This window comes from Nitrospira sp. (genome assembly GCA_016788885.1).
GTDB lineage: Bacteria > Nitrospirota > Nitrospiria > Nitrospirales > Nitrospiraceae > Nitrospira_A.
The window spans coordinates 1-17423 of record JAEURX010000022.1 but is presented as its reverse complement, the minus strand read 5'-3'; the positions used below and the strand labels follow the sequence as shown (position 1 = coordinate 17423).

At 60.8% G+C, this 17423-nt stretch carries 4 protein-coding genes; all 4 read left to right on the top strand.

Going from position 1 to position 17423, the window contains the following annotated elements; all coding sequences use genetic code 11:
* Window positions 1-112 precede the first annotated feature (112 nt).
* On the top strand, window positions 113-304 hold the full coding sequence (locus tag JNL86_06290) for a hypothetical protein (GenBank protein ID MBL8042512.1): 192 nt from the start codon (window positions 113-115) through the stop codon (window positions 302-304).
* Window positions 305-547: 243 nt separating this feature from the next.
* Window positions 548-1156 carry a bacterial transcriptional activator domain-containing protein gene (locus JNL86_06285; protein MBL8042511.1) on the top strand — a complete coding sequence of 203 codons (609 nt, stop codon included), beginning with the start codon at window positions 548-550 and terminating at the stop codon, window positions 1154-1156.
* Window positions 1157-1287: 131 nt separating this feature from the next.
* Window positions 1288-11235: a putative Ig domain-containing protein gene (locus tag JNL86_06280; GenBank protein ID MBL8042510.1), complete on the top strand. Its 9948-nt coding sequence runs from the start codon at window positions 1288-1290 to the stop codon at window positions 11233-11235.
* Between the two features lie 470 nt (window positions 11236-11705).
* Window positions 11706-17423: putative Ig domain-containing protein (locus JNL86_06275; GenBank protein ID MBL8042509.1), on the top strand; the 5718-nt coding region annotated here is incomplete at its 3' end.

The window sequence follows — 17423 nt, the reverse complement described above, 5'->3', positions numbered from 1 at the left end:
GCGCAGGGCTTTTACTCCGCTTGCACTCATCCCGAATTTGTCCCCCACGTTGTCCCCTGCCGCTATGGCTTACTCGACCTCGGATGCGTCGGGTTGTGCCCACAGGTGCGGTATGAGTTGCACGAGCAGACAGTTGGTCATGGTCGTTGAAGCTTGTGCCCTTGCTGCAGGCCTCCTGCTCTGTGCGGCAGATCACTACGCAGCACGCGAGACGATCCTGCAGGCGAACCCACGAGAAGACTTGGAGCAACTGTTCCTGCTTTTGAAGGAAGAGACGATGCTTGGGCAATCGCCTCTACCGTAGCCGCAGCGGTGCATGATGAAGGGCGGACATCGAGTGATCATGCGGTCCCTCATGGATTCACCGAGTGCTCGAGGAAGCGCGACGAGCGCACCCCCTCCCCGGCGTCAATCTTGGCCGCTCCAACTCTACGTACTCGGACCATTTGAAATACGAGTTGAAGGGCAGCCTCTCCCCAAGCGTCGGAAGACGCCGCAGCGGCTGATCGAACTCCTTCAGGCCATCGTGGCATCAGGAGGGGAGGCTGTGCCGGTGTCATACCTCATTGATCAACTGTGGCCTGACAGTGACGGGGATCGAGCCGTCGCGACGTTTTCCAAGACACTCAAGCGCCTGCGCAAATATCTCGCGGTTGAGGGCGTCGTACGCCTCGAGCATGGCACCGTGACCTTAGATCCCGCACGTTGTTGGGTGGATCTGTGTGCGTTTGAGCAGGCTGTCGCTCGATCGGACCATGGCAGATCCAATGTAAGAGTGAGGGAAGCGCCGCGGGAACTTCGGCAGGCGTTGGCACTGTATCGCGGTCCCTTTTTGCCTGAGCAACGGATGAAGCCATGGGCGGCTGCGACTCGAGAACGTGTGCGTGCACGGTTTGTCACCGCTGTGGCGCGACTCAGCGATCATCAGCAGCGGCGTGGACGATTCGAACACGCGATCCAATGGTTGAATCGAGGCCTCCAGCTGGACCCGCACGCGACGCCGCTGTATGAGCCCCTGATTACGCTCCTCTCGGTGACGGGCCGCAGAGCAGAGGCCACGGCCGTGTATCACCAGTGCACTCGGGTGTTCGGTCAAGAGCTGGGACGTCCACTCCCCCAGGCGCTTCAGTATCTATATAGAAATGCGCTCAGCTAAGAGTGCGTATCGATATTGCTGGTATTAATTTGAATCTGTCCCCCGGTCTGTCCCCTGTGTCGTGCTAGAGAGGACACCCAGTCAGAGTCAGGTCGATTCACGGATCGATCCATTGGCCAAGGAGACCGACAATGCGTGACGCGCTGTTCTTCAGCAAACTGCGGGTGATGTTGTGCGGATGGCGGTGGAAATCGTATCGACGGGCTTCCTGGCTCAAGGCGCGATGGCGACAGATGCGCCGTCGTGTGCAACGCCTGGTGCGTGACCGTTTCGTGCCCTCGCCGAGCAACTCTTCAGCGTCGTCTTTTCTCCTCGAGCCTCTGGAATCCAGGGTGTTACTGGCCGCCGATCTGACTGGAGTCGTGCAATCGGCCGTGCAACTCGATCCTGCGGTTCCCACCAATACGGCGAGTGCCGTCGTGCAGGTCCAGAACGTCGGCAATCAAAATGTCTCGCAATCGCAAATCGGCGTCTACGCGTCACTTGATACTACCCTGGATGCGTCAGACGTCCTCCTGGGAACGGCTAACACCGGCCAACTCAACGCCGGGCAATCGAAAAACGTCACTACGAATCTCACCATTCCAAACAGCCTCGATGCCCTCACGTATCGACTCCTGGCCAAACTCGATCACGCCAATACGATCAGCGAGAACAGCGAGGCCAATAACCTGGCAGTCGGCGGGACTATCAACGTCAAATGGCAGTTTGGTACGGTTCCGGGCCGCAGCGGCAGTACGACGCTCACCCTCAAAGACGCCGATGGTACCACGGTCACGTTTGGACTCTCCGGACCGGGCTTGGGCGAAGTGATCAAAGACGGGACGAGTTGGGATCTGAAGGTGACGGGCACGACGGCGAGTTCAGCCGTCACCATTACGACCAACAACGGCGGCAATGGCCGGGTTACGCTCAACGACATCCATGTCTTTGGTCCGCTCTCCACCTTCTTGGCGGCCACCACCGATCTCACCGGCACGATGGCGATCGATGGACCGGTCAATATCCCAGGGGCTGCGCCTGGCACCCTGACGTTGGGTAGCATTCAAGGTGGAACGGTTGCGGTACCGTCGGTGGAAGCGCTCACAGTCCTCGGTGCCGTCAGCAATGCGAAGTTCTACATCGGCACGACGTTTGGACAAGACGGCCAGCCGGGCGGAACGGGTGCCGATGCCGATACCTATGGAGCGGGAACGATCGGCCTCTTCACCGTGACCGGTGCCATGACGAATACTGCCGTGCGAGTGGGGATCAATCCGGTCGATGGCCTGTACGGTAACGGCGACGATCAACTTGTCGGCGGCACCAACAGCGCGATTGGCGGCATCGTGATTGGTGGCTCATTGAGCGCCGATACGCGATTCTACGCCGGACGGTTCCCAACCCAGTATCTCAACGGCTTGACGCTGAAACCGACGGCTGGAGATGTTCATTTTCTCAGCAACTTCGGTGGACCAACCCTGAATGCCGCCTTGCAGCAGGATACCGGCAGTTCCAACAGCGACCGACTCACGAATAATCCGGCAATCACCGGCAGCGTGAACGATCCGCAAGGGATCGCCACGTTCACGGCAGGGTTCGGCGCGACGCCGACCTTCAACATTCTGGCCGATCGTCAAGCGAACGGGTCGTTTGCATTGAGCCCCGCTCGCTTGGAACAGATCAACGGCGGACCGCTTGCCGATGGATCCTACACACTTACGCTGCGGGCGACGGACACCGGGGGCAATGTCACGCAGACCACGGTGCCATTCACGCTGGACACGGTTGTCCCCAGCCTCACGTTGGAACTCGACTCGGCCTCGGACAGCGCGCCGATTGGTGACCAACAGACGACCAACGCCAGTGTCGCACTGGTCGGGCAGACGGAAGCCAACGCCGCGGTCGAATTGCTGGGGCTCGGCCTTACCACCACGGCCAATGCGAGCGGCCAGTTCACCTTCACCAATGTGGCGCTCACAGTCGGGGCCAATGCGTTCACCGTGCGAGCCACCGACTCCGCCGGGAATCAGCGGAGTCAGACTCAAACTATTACACGAGTCGGTGTTGGGAATAGTGCGCCTGTTCTAGCTCCGATCGGCAACCGGTCGGTGAACGAAGGCACGGAGCTCCGGTTTACCGTCTCGGCTTCGGATACGGATGTACCCTCGCAGCCGCTCGCCTACAGTGCGGCCGGGTTGCCGGTTGGTGCGACCTTCGATTCTGCTACTCGTGAGTTCGCTTGGACACCAACCGAGGGGCAAGGGCCTGGAGTCCATCAAGTTACGTTTTCCGTGACTGACGGAGTGGCGACCACTTCCGAAACGATCACGATCACGGTCAGCGAGGTGAACGCATCGCCTCTGCTTGCGCCGGTCGGTGATCGGAACGTTGTCGAAGGCGCTGAACTCCGGTTCACTGTTGATGCTGCCGATGCGGATATTCCGATCCAGGCGCTGGTGTATACCGCCTCGGGCCTCCCACAGGGAGCCAATTTCAACACTGCCACACGAGAATTTACGTGGACGCCAAACGAAAGTCAGGGGCCCGGTATCTATCACGTGACCTTCTCCGTCACGGATGGGTTTGTATCGTCTAGCGAAACCATTGCGATCACCGTCACGGATGTCAATTCTGCGCCAGTGCTCGACCCAATCGGGAATAAGAGCGTGCTCGAAGGGAACGAATTACGCTTCACGATAAACGGGAGTGATGGCGATGTCCCGGCCCAAGCGTTGGTCTACAGCGCGGCTGGCCTGCCGCAAGGGGCGGCATTCGACCCGGCGACTCGGGAGTTCGTCTGGACGCCAAACCATACGCAAGGGTCGACGAGCTACAACGTGACCTTCTCCCTCAGCGACGGCCTGGTGACCACCAGCGAGGCGATCACCATCACGGTCACGGAAGTGAATCAGCCACCGATACTCAATCTGATCGGTAATAAGACCGGCAGCGAAGGCTCGCTCCTGACGTTTCAGGCCAGCGTGACGGATGCGGACGTGCCTGCTCAGATTGTTACGTACTCCCTTGAGAATGGTCTCGGGGGAGCCGTGCCGGTGGGGGCAAGCATAGACTCGTCCAGTGGCGTATTCAGCTGGGCGCCGACTGAAGCGCAAGGCCCTGGCACTTATACGTTCGACGTGGTTGCCACCGACAACGGTTCGCCTGCGCTGAGTGATCGTGAGACGATCACGGTGACTGTGAATGAAGTCAATCTGGCGCCCGGGTTGTCCGTTCCGGTGGCAGTGAGTGGGGACGAACAAACCTTGCTGACGTTTACCGCCGTGGCGACGGATGGAGATCTGCCGGCCAATCAATTCACCTTCAGTCTGCAAGGGACCGTGCCGACGGGAGCGAGTATCGATCCGGTCAGCGGCGTATTCAGCTGGACGCCGACCGAAGCGCAAGGGCCTGGAGCGTACGACATCACGGTTCGTGTAACAGACAACGGAACTCCGAACGCGTTCATCGAACAGACGGTGCGTTTGACCATCGGGGACGCCAATCAGTCTCCGGCTATTACCAGCGCTTCGGCGGTCGCTGTACCGGAAAACCAGACGTCGATCATGACGGTCACTGCATCCGATGCCGATATTCCAGCTCAACCACTCACCTTCAGCGTCACCGGCGGCGCGGATGCTGCGGCGTTCGTCTTCACGAGCGGGGGAGCGTTGAGCTTCGTGACGGCGCCGAACTTCGAGACGCCCTCGGATGAGAATCACGACAATGTCTATGAAGTGACGGTGCAGGTAAGCGACGGCGCCGGAGGTATTGCGACGCAAGCAGTGAATGTCACAGTCACCAATGTCGTCGAGAGTATCCCAACGTTGGCGATCAACGACGTCACCTTGGCAGAAGGCACGTCTCTCGCCGGAAACACGGCGTTCAATTTTACCGTGACGCTGTCCGAGCCAGTCAACGATACCGTGACGGTGCAGGTGGCGACCTCGGACAACGGGGCAACGGCGGTGTCAGGCGACTATACGCCCGTGCCGCCCACGACGTTGACGTTTGCGCCGGGGGAGACCACCAAAACGGTGACGGTGCAGGTGCGCCAAGATGATCGGGTGGAAGGTGCGGAACAGTTCCAGGTCTCGCTGAGCGCACCGACGAATGCGACCATTCTGGATGGGGCCGGCTTCGGCACGATCACCAACGACGATGTCCGTACGTTGAGCGTCGACGACGTGACGCAGACGGAAGGGACCAGCCCAGCCGGCTTCACGGCCTATACCTTCACCGTGACGCTATCAGCGCCGACGATTACGTCGGATGTGACGGTGCAGGTGGCGACGTCGGACAACGGGGCGACGGTGGCCTCGGGGGACTACACGCCCATCCCACCCACGTCATTGACGTTTGCGCCGGGAGAGACCACCAAGACCGTGACGGTACAGGTGCGCCAGGACGATCGGGTGGAAGGCACGGAACAGTTCCAGGTCTCGCTGAGCGCACCGACGAATGCGACCATTCTGGATGGGGCCGGCTTCGGCACGATCACCAACGACGATGTCCGTACGTTGAGCGTTGACGACGTGACACAGACGGAGGGAACGAGCCCAGCTGGCTTCACGCCCTACACCTTCACCGTGACGCTATCGGCGCCTACAATTACGTCGGATGTGACCGTGCAGGTGGCGACGTCGGATAACGGGGCGACGGCGGCCTCGGGGGACTATACGCCCGTGCCGCCCACGACGCTGACGTTTGCGCCGGAGGAGACCACCAAGACCGTGACGGTACAGGTGCGCCAGGATGATCGGGTGGAAGGTACGGAGCAGTTTCAGGTCTCGTTGAGCGCGCCGACCAATGCGACGATTCTGGATGGGAGTGGCTTCGGCACGATTATCGATGACGACGTCCGAAGTGTGAGCATTGACGATGTGACAGTGACGGAAGGGGATAGCGGAACCAGCGCTGCCACGTTCACGGTCACGCTCTCGCAAGCCTCGCCAGGGACGGTCACGGTGGTGGCGACCACAGCCGCCGATTCTGCGACGCCCGGGTCTGACTACACCACGCTTTCTCAGACGCTCACATTTGCACCAGGAACGACGCAGCAAACATTCTCGGTGCCGATTGTCAGTGATGTGCTCCAGGAATCGACGGAACAGTTTTTCGTGAATCTGAGCAATGTAAGCGCCGGAGTGGTGATCGCCGATGCTCAGGGCATCGGGACCATTCTCGACAATGATGTCAATCAGGCGCCCGTCTTGGCGCCCATCGGCAATCAGACGGCCAACGAAGGACAACTCTTGCAGTTCAATGCCACTGCCACGGATCCCGGCAGCCCCACGGCCCTCACCTACTCGCTCGAGGACGGTGCCGGCGGACAGGTTCCATCAGGGGCCTCCATCAACGCCTTGGGAACGTTTACCTGGACGCCGACGGAAGCGCAAGGGCCCGGCAGTTATACATTTGACGTGGTAGTGACGGATAGCGGCACACCGGCATTGAGTGATCGGGAGACGATCACCGTCACCGTGGGCGAAGTCAATCAAGCGCCGACCCTGGCCCAGATTCCGAATCAAACCGCCACCGTTGGTCAGAAGCTGTTGTTCACGGCGGTCGGGACTGACACGGATCTGCCTAGTAATACGCTGACCTACAGTTTGGAAGGCCTGTTCTCTGCCGGCGCGACGATCGATCCCACCACGGGAGTGTTCTCGTGGACGCCGACAGTCTCGCAGATCGGAGGACCGCACGGCTTCACCGTGCGCGTGACCGACAACGGGACGCCGAATCTGTTCGCGGAACACATCGTCCAAGTGACGGTCGAGCCAACCCCGAATCAGGCCCCGGTACTGAATCCAATCGGCAACCAAACCATCGACGAAGGCCAGCCATTGACCTTCTTCGCGAATGCGACGGACCCGGATAGCCCCACGACGTTCACCTTCTCGCTGGCCAATGGTGCGAGCGGGCAAGTGCCGACCGGCGCCACCATCGCTGCTGGCACGGGCCAGTTCACCTGGACGCCGACCGAAGCGCAAGGGCCCGGCAATTATACGTTTGACGTGGTAGTGACGGATAGCGACACACCGGCATTGAGTGATTGGGAGACAATCACCGTCACCGTGGGCGAAGTCAATCAAGCGCCGACCCTGGCCCAGATTCCGAATCAGACTGTCACGGCAGGACAACTCCTGACCTTCACGGCAGTGGGCACCGATCCGGACATTCCGGCCAACGGCTTGACCTACAGCTTAGAAGGGGTGGTCCCAGCGGGCGCAACCATCGATTCGACGACGGGAGTCTTCTCATGGACGCCGACCAATGCGCAGCTCGGCCTGCAGAGCGTTACGGTGCGCGTCACGGATAGCGATTCACCGTCTTTGTTCGCGCAGCAAGTCGTCTCGATCACGGTGAACGCGCAGGCGAACCAGGCGCCGGTGTTGGCGCCGATCGGCAATCGTACGGTGACTGAAGGAAGCCAGATCACATTTACGGCAAGCGCCACGGATACTGATCTTCCGGCGCAGCAATTGACATTCAGTCTACAAGGCACGCCTCCCGCAGGCGCGACCATCACTCCGGGAGGAGTATTTGCCTGGACGCCGACGGCGGGCCAGGGTGGCGCCCATACGGTGACGGTACGCGTGACGGACAGCGGCAGCCCGACTTTGTTTGATGAAGAAACGTTCACGATTACCGTGGGTGCTGTGTCGGCACCGTCATTTCAGGGGCTGGGGGTGTCGGTGCAGGGAGGCAGTATTGCCGCCGAGGTTTCACCGGATGGGAGCATCGTTGTCGGAGGGATGAGTTTGACGAACGAGGAAGGCTTGGGGCAAGCATTCCGTTGGACAAGCAGCTCAGGGGTTGAGCTTTTAGGAGATCTGCCTGCCGGAAGATTTTCCAGCCACGCCGAAGGATTGTCGGCGGATGGGTCGGTCGTCGTAGGCACTGGTTCTCCTGCTTCTCCATTAGGCACGGTTAATCATGCTTTCCGGTGGACGGCGATTGACGGAATGGTGGACCTCGGTACGTTGCCCGGGGGAGTTAACAGTGACGCCTTTGATGTGTCGGCGGATGGGACTGTTATCGTAGGCCAAAGTGACCTTAGGGCGTTTCGATGGACCAGCGGGGAAGGCATGGTGAACCTGGGACTTTTGCCCGGCGGGTCTTTTATCAGCGAGGCGCATGCGGTTTCAGCTGACGGATCAGTCATCGTGGGAGAAAGTTCAGTGCCTGGCGGGGGAGTGGCATTTCGTTGGACCAGCGGCGGAGGCATGGTGAGTTTAGGGGACTTGCCCGGCGGTGCCCTAGCCAGCCAAGCCAACGAGGTGTCGGCGGATGGCACGATCGTTGTGGGCTGGGGTTCCACCGCGTCAGGGCGGCAAGAACCTTTTCGATGGACAAGTGCTGAGGGGATGGTCGGGCTTGGTTTGCCCCAAGGGGCAAGTGCGAGTTACCCGCTTGCTGTCTCAGCGGATGGAAAACGGATAGTTGGCTACAGTGACGGTCTTGGAAACGTTGAAGGATCGGCCTTCGTGCTATCGACCGAGGCCTTTCTTTGGGATGAGACAAACGGAATGCGCAGTCTTAATGGACTGGTTGCCGGAGATCTGGGATTGGCTCCTGGGTGGGTGTTGAAAAAAGCAACCGGCATCTCTGCGGATGGACGAGTGATCGTTGGTTGGGGAACTAATCCGACTGGACAGCCCGAAGCCTGGCGGCTGGTATTACCAGAAGGCGTTTCTGTGCCGACGAATGAGGCTCCGATATTGACTCCGATTGGGAATCGAACAGGCGATGAAGGATCGACAATCACTTTCACGGCCACTGCGACAGACCCCAACCCCAACCAAACCCTTGCCTACTTCTTGTCAGGAGCTACACCTCCCGGTGCCGCGATCGATCCAGTGTCCGGCATCTTCACCTGGGTTCCGAACGAGGCTCAAGGCCCAGGGGCGTACACCTTTGATGTTGTAGTTCGCGACAACAGTGCAACACCACTCAGCGACAGTGAAACGATCACGGTGACGGTCAACGAGGTGAATCGTGGGCCGGTCTTGACCGTACCGGCGGTTGTTACGGTCGCGGGAGGACAGCCGGCATCGTTCACAGCGACGGCTAACGATCAGGACGTCCCGGCAAATCAATTGACGTTCAGCCTGGAGGGGACGGTCCCTGTAGGTGCGGCCATCAATCCCTTGTCGGGTGTGTTTAACTGGGCGGCTGTCAATATTCCTGGTGGGGGAACCTACACCGTGAGGGTCAGGGTGACCGATACCGGGACGCCGACACTCTTCGACGAAAAGGTGGTGAATATTGAGGTGTTGGGAGCGCCCGTCTTGGAGCCGATTGGAGACCGTTCGGCAACCGAAGGCCAGACCCTTTCCTTTACGGCTGTTGCGGCAGACCCAAACTTGGGGCAACCGTTAACTTTTAGCTTGCAAGGAACCGTACCTGCTGGCGCCAGCATCAATCCCGCGACCGGCCTCTTTACCTGGACACCGACGGAGGCACAAGGGCCTGGGGCTTATCAGGTGACGGTGCGTGTGGCAGATAACGGCACGCCTGCATTGTTCGACGAAGAGACAATCTCGATTAGCGTCGGCGAGGTGAACCAGGCACCGGTGCTTTCCTCCATTTCCGATCAGACCGTGACGGGTGGACAAACTGTGACGTTTACGGCGACTGCGACGGACATCGATGTGCCGGCGAACCAACTCACCTACAGTCTTGAAGGCACAGTGCCGACAGGCGCCGGCATCGATCCGCAAACAGGCCTGTTCACATGGGCCACGTCGGCGGGAGACGCGGGCACCTACGCGATCACGGTACGTGTGACGGATGACGGCACCCCAGTGCTCTTCAGTGAACGGACACTCAATGTGACGGTCCTCTCCAACGCGGCGTCGTTCCAGGGGCTCGGCGATTTGCCGGGCGGAACATTCTCGAGCCGTCCATTCGGAGTGTCAGGCAATGGGGCGGTGATTGTCGGGGTGAGCGACGGGGGCTCAGGTCTCGAGCCCTTTAGATGGACCGTGAGTGGCGGCATTCAGAACTTCTCGGCAGTCGTCGGGGCGTCGGCGGTTGGCCGCGCGGCTTCATTTGATGGTTCGGTGATTGCCGGGGATACCGATGGCGGATCGTTCCGATGGAGTGTTGCGGATGGATTGCAAATGATTCTCGGTAATGCGGCCCCGCATTCAGCCAATGCCGTCACTCCCGACGGAACGGTCATCGTCGGCAAAGGCCTGATCAATGCGTCTATTCCGGGTGCGTTCCGATGGACAGCGGCGACCGGGGCGGTTCGATTGGATACCCTCGCCGGGTATGCCGATGCCGAAGCTTTTGGCGTCTCCGCTGATGGCAACGTGATCGTGGGCGCGAGTTACTTCGGTCCATCCGGCGAACAGGCACAAGCCGTGCGTTGGATTGCCGACGGCTCGGGCGGTTTCACTGTAGAGGGACTGGGTGATTTGCCGGGCGGCAACTTCATGAGCCGAGCGGTGGCCGTGTCGGCCGATGGAAGCGTGATTTTAGGCGTCAGCGAATCGGATCGAGGGCAAGAGGCTTTTTTGTGGACGGCGAGCGGAGGGATGCAAGGGCTCGGGGACAGTACCGGCGATCTGCGCGCGATGTCCGCCGATGGCACGGTGATCATCAGTGGCAACGCCATCTGGGATGCCAATAATGGCATCCGTTCTTTGTTTCAGGTGATCGTCGACTCAGGGATTGCTGGATTCGAAAGCTGGCTGAGCATAAATGCGATCGGCATCTCTGCCGACGGGCGAACGATTGTCGGGGAAGGGATAAATCCGCAGGGGGATCAAGAAGGCTGGCGCGTTGTGTTGCCGGTGAATGCGTTTGCGCCGGAGTTCCTGAACATGCCGGTTGGGGTGTATGAGGTACAGGCGGGCCAAAATGTGCTGTTTGATTTGTCTGCACAAGATCTCGATGTCCCGGCTCAGTCCGTGAATTTCAGACTGATCGGATCGGTTCCAGCAGGAGTGGACTTTACCGGCAACGTCTTCTCCTGGACACCGACCACCGATGATATCGGCAGTCACAGCTTTGTAATCCGTGTCTACGACAATGGCGTACCAAGCCGGTTCATCGACACGCAGTTTATGATCACCGTCACTGCGTAATTGAGGAAAACGATGGAGCACCGTCATGCCGAGTCAGAGTGAAAGAGAGGCGGACGCATCTTGACGCCAGAAAGGCGACGATCCAGGAAAAGACAGCACGAGTAAAGATCGATCATGCGCGCAGCAGCAACTGGTCCTGTGCGTCACAGCAGGCCCAAGCGGGAATCAGGCGGAGCTGTCACCGGCCAGGGTTCAAAGTGGAGCGGTCACTCAGGAGCTGCCTCAGCCGCAATTTTTTGAACAAGATTTGTACTGGCCTGTGTTCAAGTATCTTTCGTCAGTGCAGGCAGGCCGTTCTACCGGCTCTCTACGAATGCAACCATTGTGTGATGGCTGAATTTGCCGAAAATCTTTGCCTGTGAAGGGTTTTTAGCTGAAACGGACTTGTTTTTCTGCCACTGGAGTTGTAGCATCCACGCCAAATAATACGTAATAAGTGTCGCCACATAGGCACGGCGAGGAGGTGGGTGATGCGAGACACGTTGTACTTCTCGAAACTCCGAGTCTTCTTGGCAGGCTGGCGGTGGCGGCTTCAACGGTTTCGCCCCAGCCAGTGGCGCCGGTGGCAGCGCACTCATCGTACGATTTGTTCACCACGATCCGCCTCTCTCTTCACGCTCGAACCACTTGAATCGCGTCTCTTGCTTGCCGCCGATCTGACCGGCGTGGTGCAAAGCTCCGCGCAGATTGATCCGGCCGTTCCCGGCAATGCCGCCAGCGCGGTGGTGCAGGTGCAGAACATCGGCAATCAGCGGGCCAACGCCACGACCCAGGTGGGTGTCTATGCATCGCTCGATGCAACGCTCGGCGCCGGCGACGTGCTGCTGGGATCGGCGAACACGGCCGGTCTGAACGCGGGACAATCGCGTAATGTGACGGTGAATTTCACAGTGCCGAGCGGGTTGACGCCTAGTTCCTACACGTTGTTGGCCAAAGTCGACAATGGCAATGCCATCGCGGAGAACAGTGAAGCCAACAATATTTCTGCGCGCTCCACGCCGTTCTCCGTAACCTGGCAGTTCGGGAATGTGCCGGGCCGAGCGGGTAACACGACGCTGACCTTACGTGACGCTGATGGGACGATGGTGACCTTCGGCCTGAGCGGCCCTGGACGGGGAGAGGTCATTCAGGACGGCGTGGCCTGGGATCTCAAACTTACCGGCACAACGGCCTCGTCGGACTTCATCATTTTGACGGACAGAGGCGGCAACGATCGTGTGACGGTGAACGATATTCATGTGCATGGGTCGATCCGATCAGTGCAAGCTCTCACTGTGGATCTGACCGGCACCCTGGCGATCGACGGTCCCGTCTCCACGCTCAGTCTCGGCTCGGCGACGGGGGCGGTGATAGCCGCTCCATCCGTACAAACCTTCGTGGCCCAAACGTTGGTGAACACGAATGTCTTCATCGGGGCGGTCCTGGGGGAGGACGGAAAGCTCGGCGGCACCGGTGTCAACGCCGATTCCTTCGGAGCAGGCCGAATCGGATTGTTTGTACTCACCGGGTCGATGTCCGGCACGACCGTACGGGTCGGGGTAGATCCGGTGGACGGAGTGTTTGGAAACGGCAACGACGTGATCCTCGGTGGCACGGCGAGTTCCATCGGAACGATCGTCAGCTTTGGTTCACTAAGCGCAGACTCGCGGTTCCTTGCCGGGTCGTTTCCGTCGCGCTACAGCACGGGACTCTTCAGCTCTCGCCCTACCGCCGGCGATCCGCACTTCTCGACCGATCCGAACACCGGAAGCCCGACCCTGTCAGCGGTACTGCTGCAGGATACGGGCAGTTCGAACAACGACCGGTACACCAACAATCCGGCGATCACCGGCAGCGTGAATGATCCACAGGGCATTGTCACTTTCACTGCCGGCTTCGGCGCAATACCCACTGTCAATGTGCTCTCCGATCGCCAATCAGATGGGTCGTTTACGTTTAGTCGGGCCCGCCTCGAGCAGATCAATGGAGGCCCACTCACCGACGGCCCACACACGTTGACCCTCCGCGCGACAGACACTGTGGGGAACAGTACGCAGATTGCCGTCTCCTTGACGCTCGACACCACCATTGCGACGCTCACAGTGGATTTAGCTCCAGCATTCGATACGCCGCCGGTTGGCGACCAGCAAACCACACAGTCTACGATATCAGTGATTGGTCAGACGGAATCGAACGCACTGATCGAGCTGATAGGTCTAGGACTCACCGGTACGGCTGATGGCTCCGGCAATTTCACTCTCTCAAATGTGGCGCTCGCGCTCGGCGCCAATAGTTTCACCGTGCGGGCAACGGACGCGGCGGGCAATCAGCGGACGGAAACCCGCACCTTCACGCGACTGGCGCCGTCGAATCAAGCGCCGGTGCTCACCAGCATTGGAAGCAAGAGCGTGGCCGAGGGGCTCCCGTTGGATTTCACGGCGACGGCGAATGAGCCGGATGCGGGGCAAACGCTGACGTTCAGTGTGGAGAACGGGACGAGCGGCGCGGTGCCTGTCGACGCGACGATTAATCCGACCAGCGGGGCGTTCAGTTGGACGCCGACGGAGGCGCAAGGGCCGGGGACCTACACGTTTGATGTGGTGGTGACGGACAACGGGGCGCCAACCTTGAGCGATCGGGAGACGATCACGGTGACGGTGGGCGAGGTCAATCAGGCGCCGACGTTGGATCCGATTGGTACCCAAACGGTGACGGCCAGCCAATTGTTGAGTTTCACGGCAGTGGGCAGCGATGGCGATGTGCCGGCCAATACGCTCACCTACAGCCTCCAGGGCACGGTGCCGGCGGGAGCCTCCATCAACTCGACGACGGGTGCGTTCAGCTGGACCCCGACAGCGGCGCAGATCGGTCCACAGAGCGTGACGGTGCGCGTCACCGACAATGGCACGCCGGCGCTCTTTGCCGAACAAGTGGTGAGCATCACGGTGGCGGCAATCCCCAACCAGGCGCCGGTGCTGGCCACGATCGGCAACCAGACGATTGACGAAGGGCAGGCGCTGACCTTGACGGCCACCGCCACGGACCCCAATGCGGGACAGACGCGCACGTTCAGTTTGGAGAACGGGACGAGCGGCGCGATCCCGGCGGGGGCCGGCATCAACCCCACCACTGGCGCCTTCAGCTGGACGCCGACCGAAGGGCAAGGGCCCGGTACGTTTACGTTTGATGTCGTCGTGACGGACAACGGGGCGCCAATCTTGAGCGATCGGGAGACGATCACCGTCACGGTGAACGAGGTCAATCAAGCACCGACGCTCAGCACGATCGGTAATCAGACGGTGAACGAAGGGGCCTTGCTCACCTTCACCGCGACGGCCACGGATGGCGATGTCCCAGCCGATACACTCACGTACAGTTTGCAAGGCACGGTGCCGGCGGGAGCGAGCATCAACCCGACGACGGGGGCATTTACCTGGACGCCGACGGCGGCGCAGATCGGTCCACACAGCCTCACCATCCGAGTCACAGATACCGGGAGTCCGGCGCAGTTCGATGAGGAGACGCTCACGGTGACCGTCGGGGAGGTCAACGAGGCACCGACGCTCACGGCCATCGGTCCTCAGACCATCGACGAAGGACAACTGCTCACGTTCACGGCCACGGCCAGTGAGCCGGATGCGGGGCAGACGCTGACGTTCAGCTTCGCCAATGGGACCAGTGGGCAAGTGCCGGCGGGCGCGACGATTAATCCGGCGACCGGGGCGTTCAGTTGGACGCCCACGGAGCTCCAAGGGCCGGGGACCTACACGTTTGATGTGGTGGTGACGGACAACGGGGCGCCAACCTTGAGTGATCGGGAGACCATCGTCGTCACCGTGAACGAAGTGAATCAGGCGCCGACGCTGGAGCCCATCACGGCGCAGACCGTGACGGCCGGGCAATTGTTGAGTTTCGCGGCAGTGGGCAGCGATCCGGATGTGCCGGCCAATACGCTCACGTACAGTTTGCAAGGCACGGTGCCGGCAGGAGCAAGCATCAACCCGACGACCGGGGCCTTCACCTGGACGCCGACGGTGGCGCAGATCGGTCCACAGAGCGTGACCGTGCGCGTGACGGACAATGGCACGCCGGCGTTCTTTGCCGAACAGGTGGTAAGTATCACGGTGGCGGCGGTGCCCAACCAGGCGCCGGTGCTGAGCCTGATCGGCAACCAGACCATCAGTGAGCACCTGCCGTTTACATTCACGGCCACGGCGAATGATCCAGACGCGGGACAAACCCTGACATTCAGCCTTGCTCCCGGGGCGAGCGGGGCGGTTCCAGCCGGGGCCACGATCAATCCCACCACCGGCGCCTTCAGTTGGGCGCCCACGGAGCTCCAAGGGCCGGGGACCTACACGTTTGATGTGGTGGTGACGGACAACGGCAGTCCGACCTCGAGTGATCGGGAGACGATCACGGTCACGGTCACTGAGGCCAACGCGGCGCCGGTGTTGCTGGTTAGCTCCGTGCCGATTGGCCAAGTAGACAGTCCGTTGACGCCCGTGGGTGCGGTTGGGAGGCTGGTCCGCGACATTGTGAAGCTCGCGCCCGGATCAGGTCCGGGCACATTCAACGTCAGCGATAGCGATGCCGGCGCGGTGACTGGGATCGCAATCTCCACGTCAGTGGGACTTCCGCTCTGGTACTCGCTCGATAATGGGACGACCTGGGTGGGGTTCTCGCCGAGTGCCAGTAACGTCCGGCTTCTGGCCGCCGATGCGAGCACGCGGCTGTATGTGTCCCCCCCTTCGATCGACTTTGCGGGAACGCGGGTGAACGAATTCATGTTCCAGGCCTGGGATCGGACGGTCGGGACCAACGGCGGCGTGATCACGACCGGCACGCTCACCGGCACAGGCCCTACCGGTGCCTTCTCCAGCGGCTTCGCGCAGGCCACCGTCGTTTTTATCGAAGATCAAGTCACGAACCAGGCGCCGGTGCTGGCCGCCATTGGCAACCAGACGGTCGGCGAAGGTCAGGCGCTGACCTTGACGGCCACCGCAAGCGACCCGAATGCTGGGCAGACGTTGACGTTCAGCCTCGCCAATGGGACCAGTGGGCAAGTGCCGGCAGGCGCGACGATTAATCCGGCGAGCGGGGCGTTCAGTTGGACGCCCACGGAGCTCCAAGGGCCGGGGACCTACACGTTTGATGTGGTGGTGACGGACAACGGGGCGCCAACCTTGAGCGATCGGGAGACGATCACGGTGACGGTGAACGAGGTCAATCAAGCACCGACGCTCACCACGATCGGTAATCAAGCGGTGAACGAAGGGGCCTTGCTCACCTTCACCGCGACGGCCACGGATGGCGATGTCCCAGCCAATACGCTCACGTACAGTTTGCAAGGCACGGTGCCGGCGGGTGCGAGCATCAACCCGACGACGGGGGCATTTACCTGGACGCCGACGGCGGCGCAGATCGGCCCACACAGCCTCACCATCCGAGTCACAGATACCGGGAGTCCGGCGCAGTTCGATGAGGAGACCCTCACGGTGACCGTCGGGGAGGTCAACGAGGCACCAACGCTCACGGCCATCGGTCCTCAGACCATCGACGAAGGACAACTGCTCACGTTCACGGCCACGGCGAGTGATCCGGATGCCGGGCAGACGGTGACGTTCAGTTTAGAGAACGGGACGAGCGGATTGATCCCGGCCGGAGCCACGATCAATCCCACGACGGGTGCCTTCAGTTGGACGCCGACGGAGCTCCAAGGCTCTGGGACCTACACCTTTGATGTCGTCGTGACGGATAACGGCAGCCCCGCGCTCACGGACCGTGAGACGATCACGGTGACGGTGGGCGAGGTCAATCAAGCGCCGACGCTGGATCCGATTGCTGCCCAAACGGTGACGGCGGGCCAACTGCTCAGTTTCGCGGCGGTGGGCAACGATCTGGATGTCCCCGCCAATACGCTCACGTACAGCTTGCAAGGGACGGTGCCGGCAGGAGCGAACATCAACCCGACGACCGGGGCATTCACGTGGACGCCGACGGTGGCGCAGATCGGCCCACAGAGCGTGACCGTGCGCGTGACGGACAATGGCACGCCGGCGCTCTTCGCCGAACAGGTGGTAAGTATCACGGTCTCGTCTGCAAACCAGGCTCCGGTGGCGGTGGATGACACGTTTACGATGATGGAAGGCGGGTCGTTCTCGGGGGTGCCGTTCCTCGTGAAGGACATCAATCCGGGCCTAGCCAGT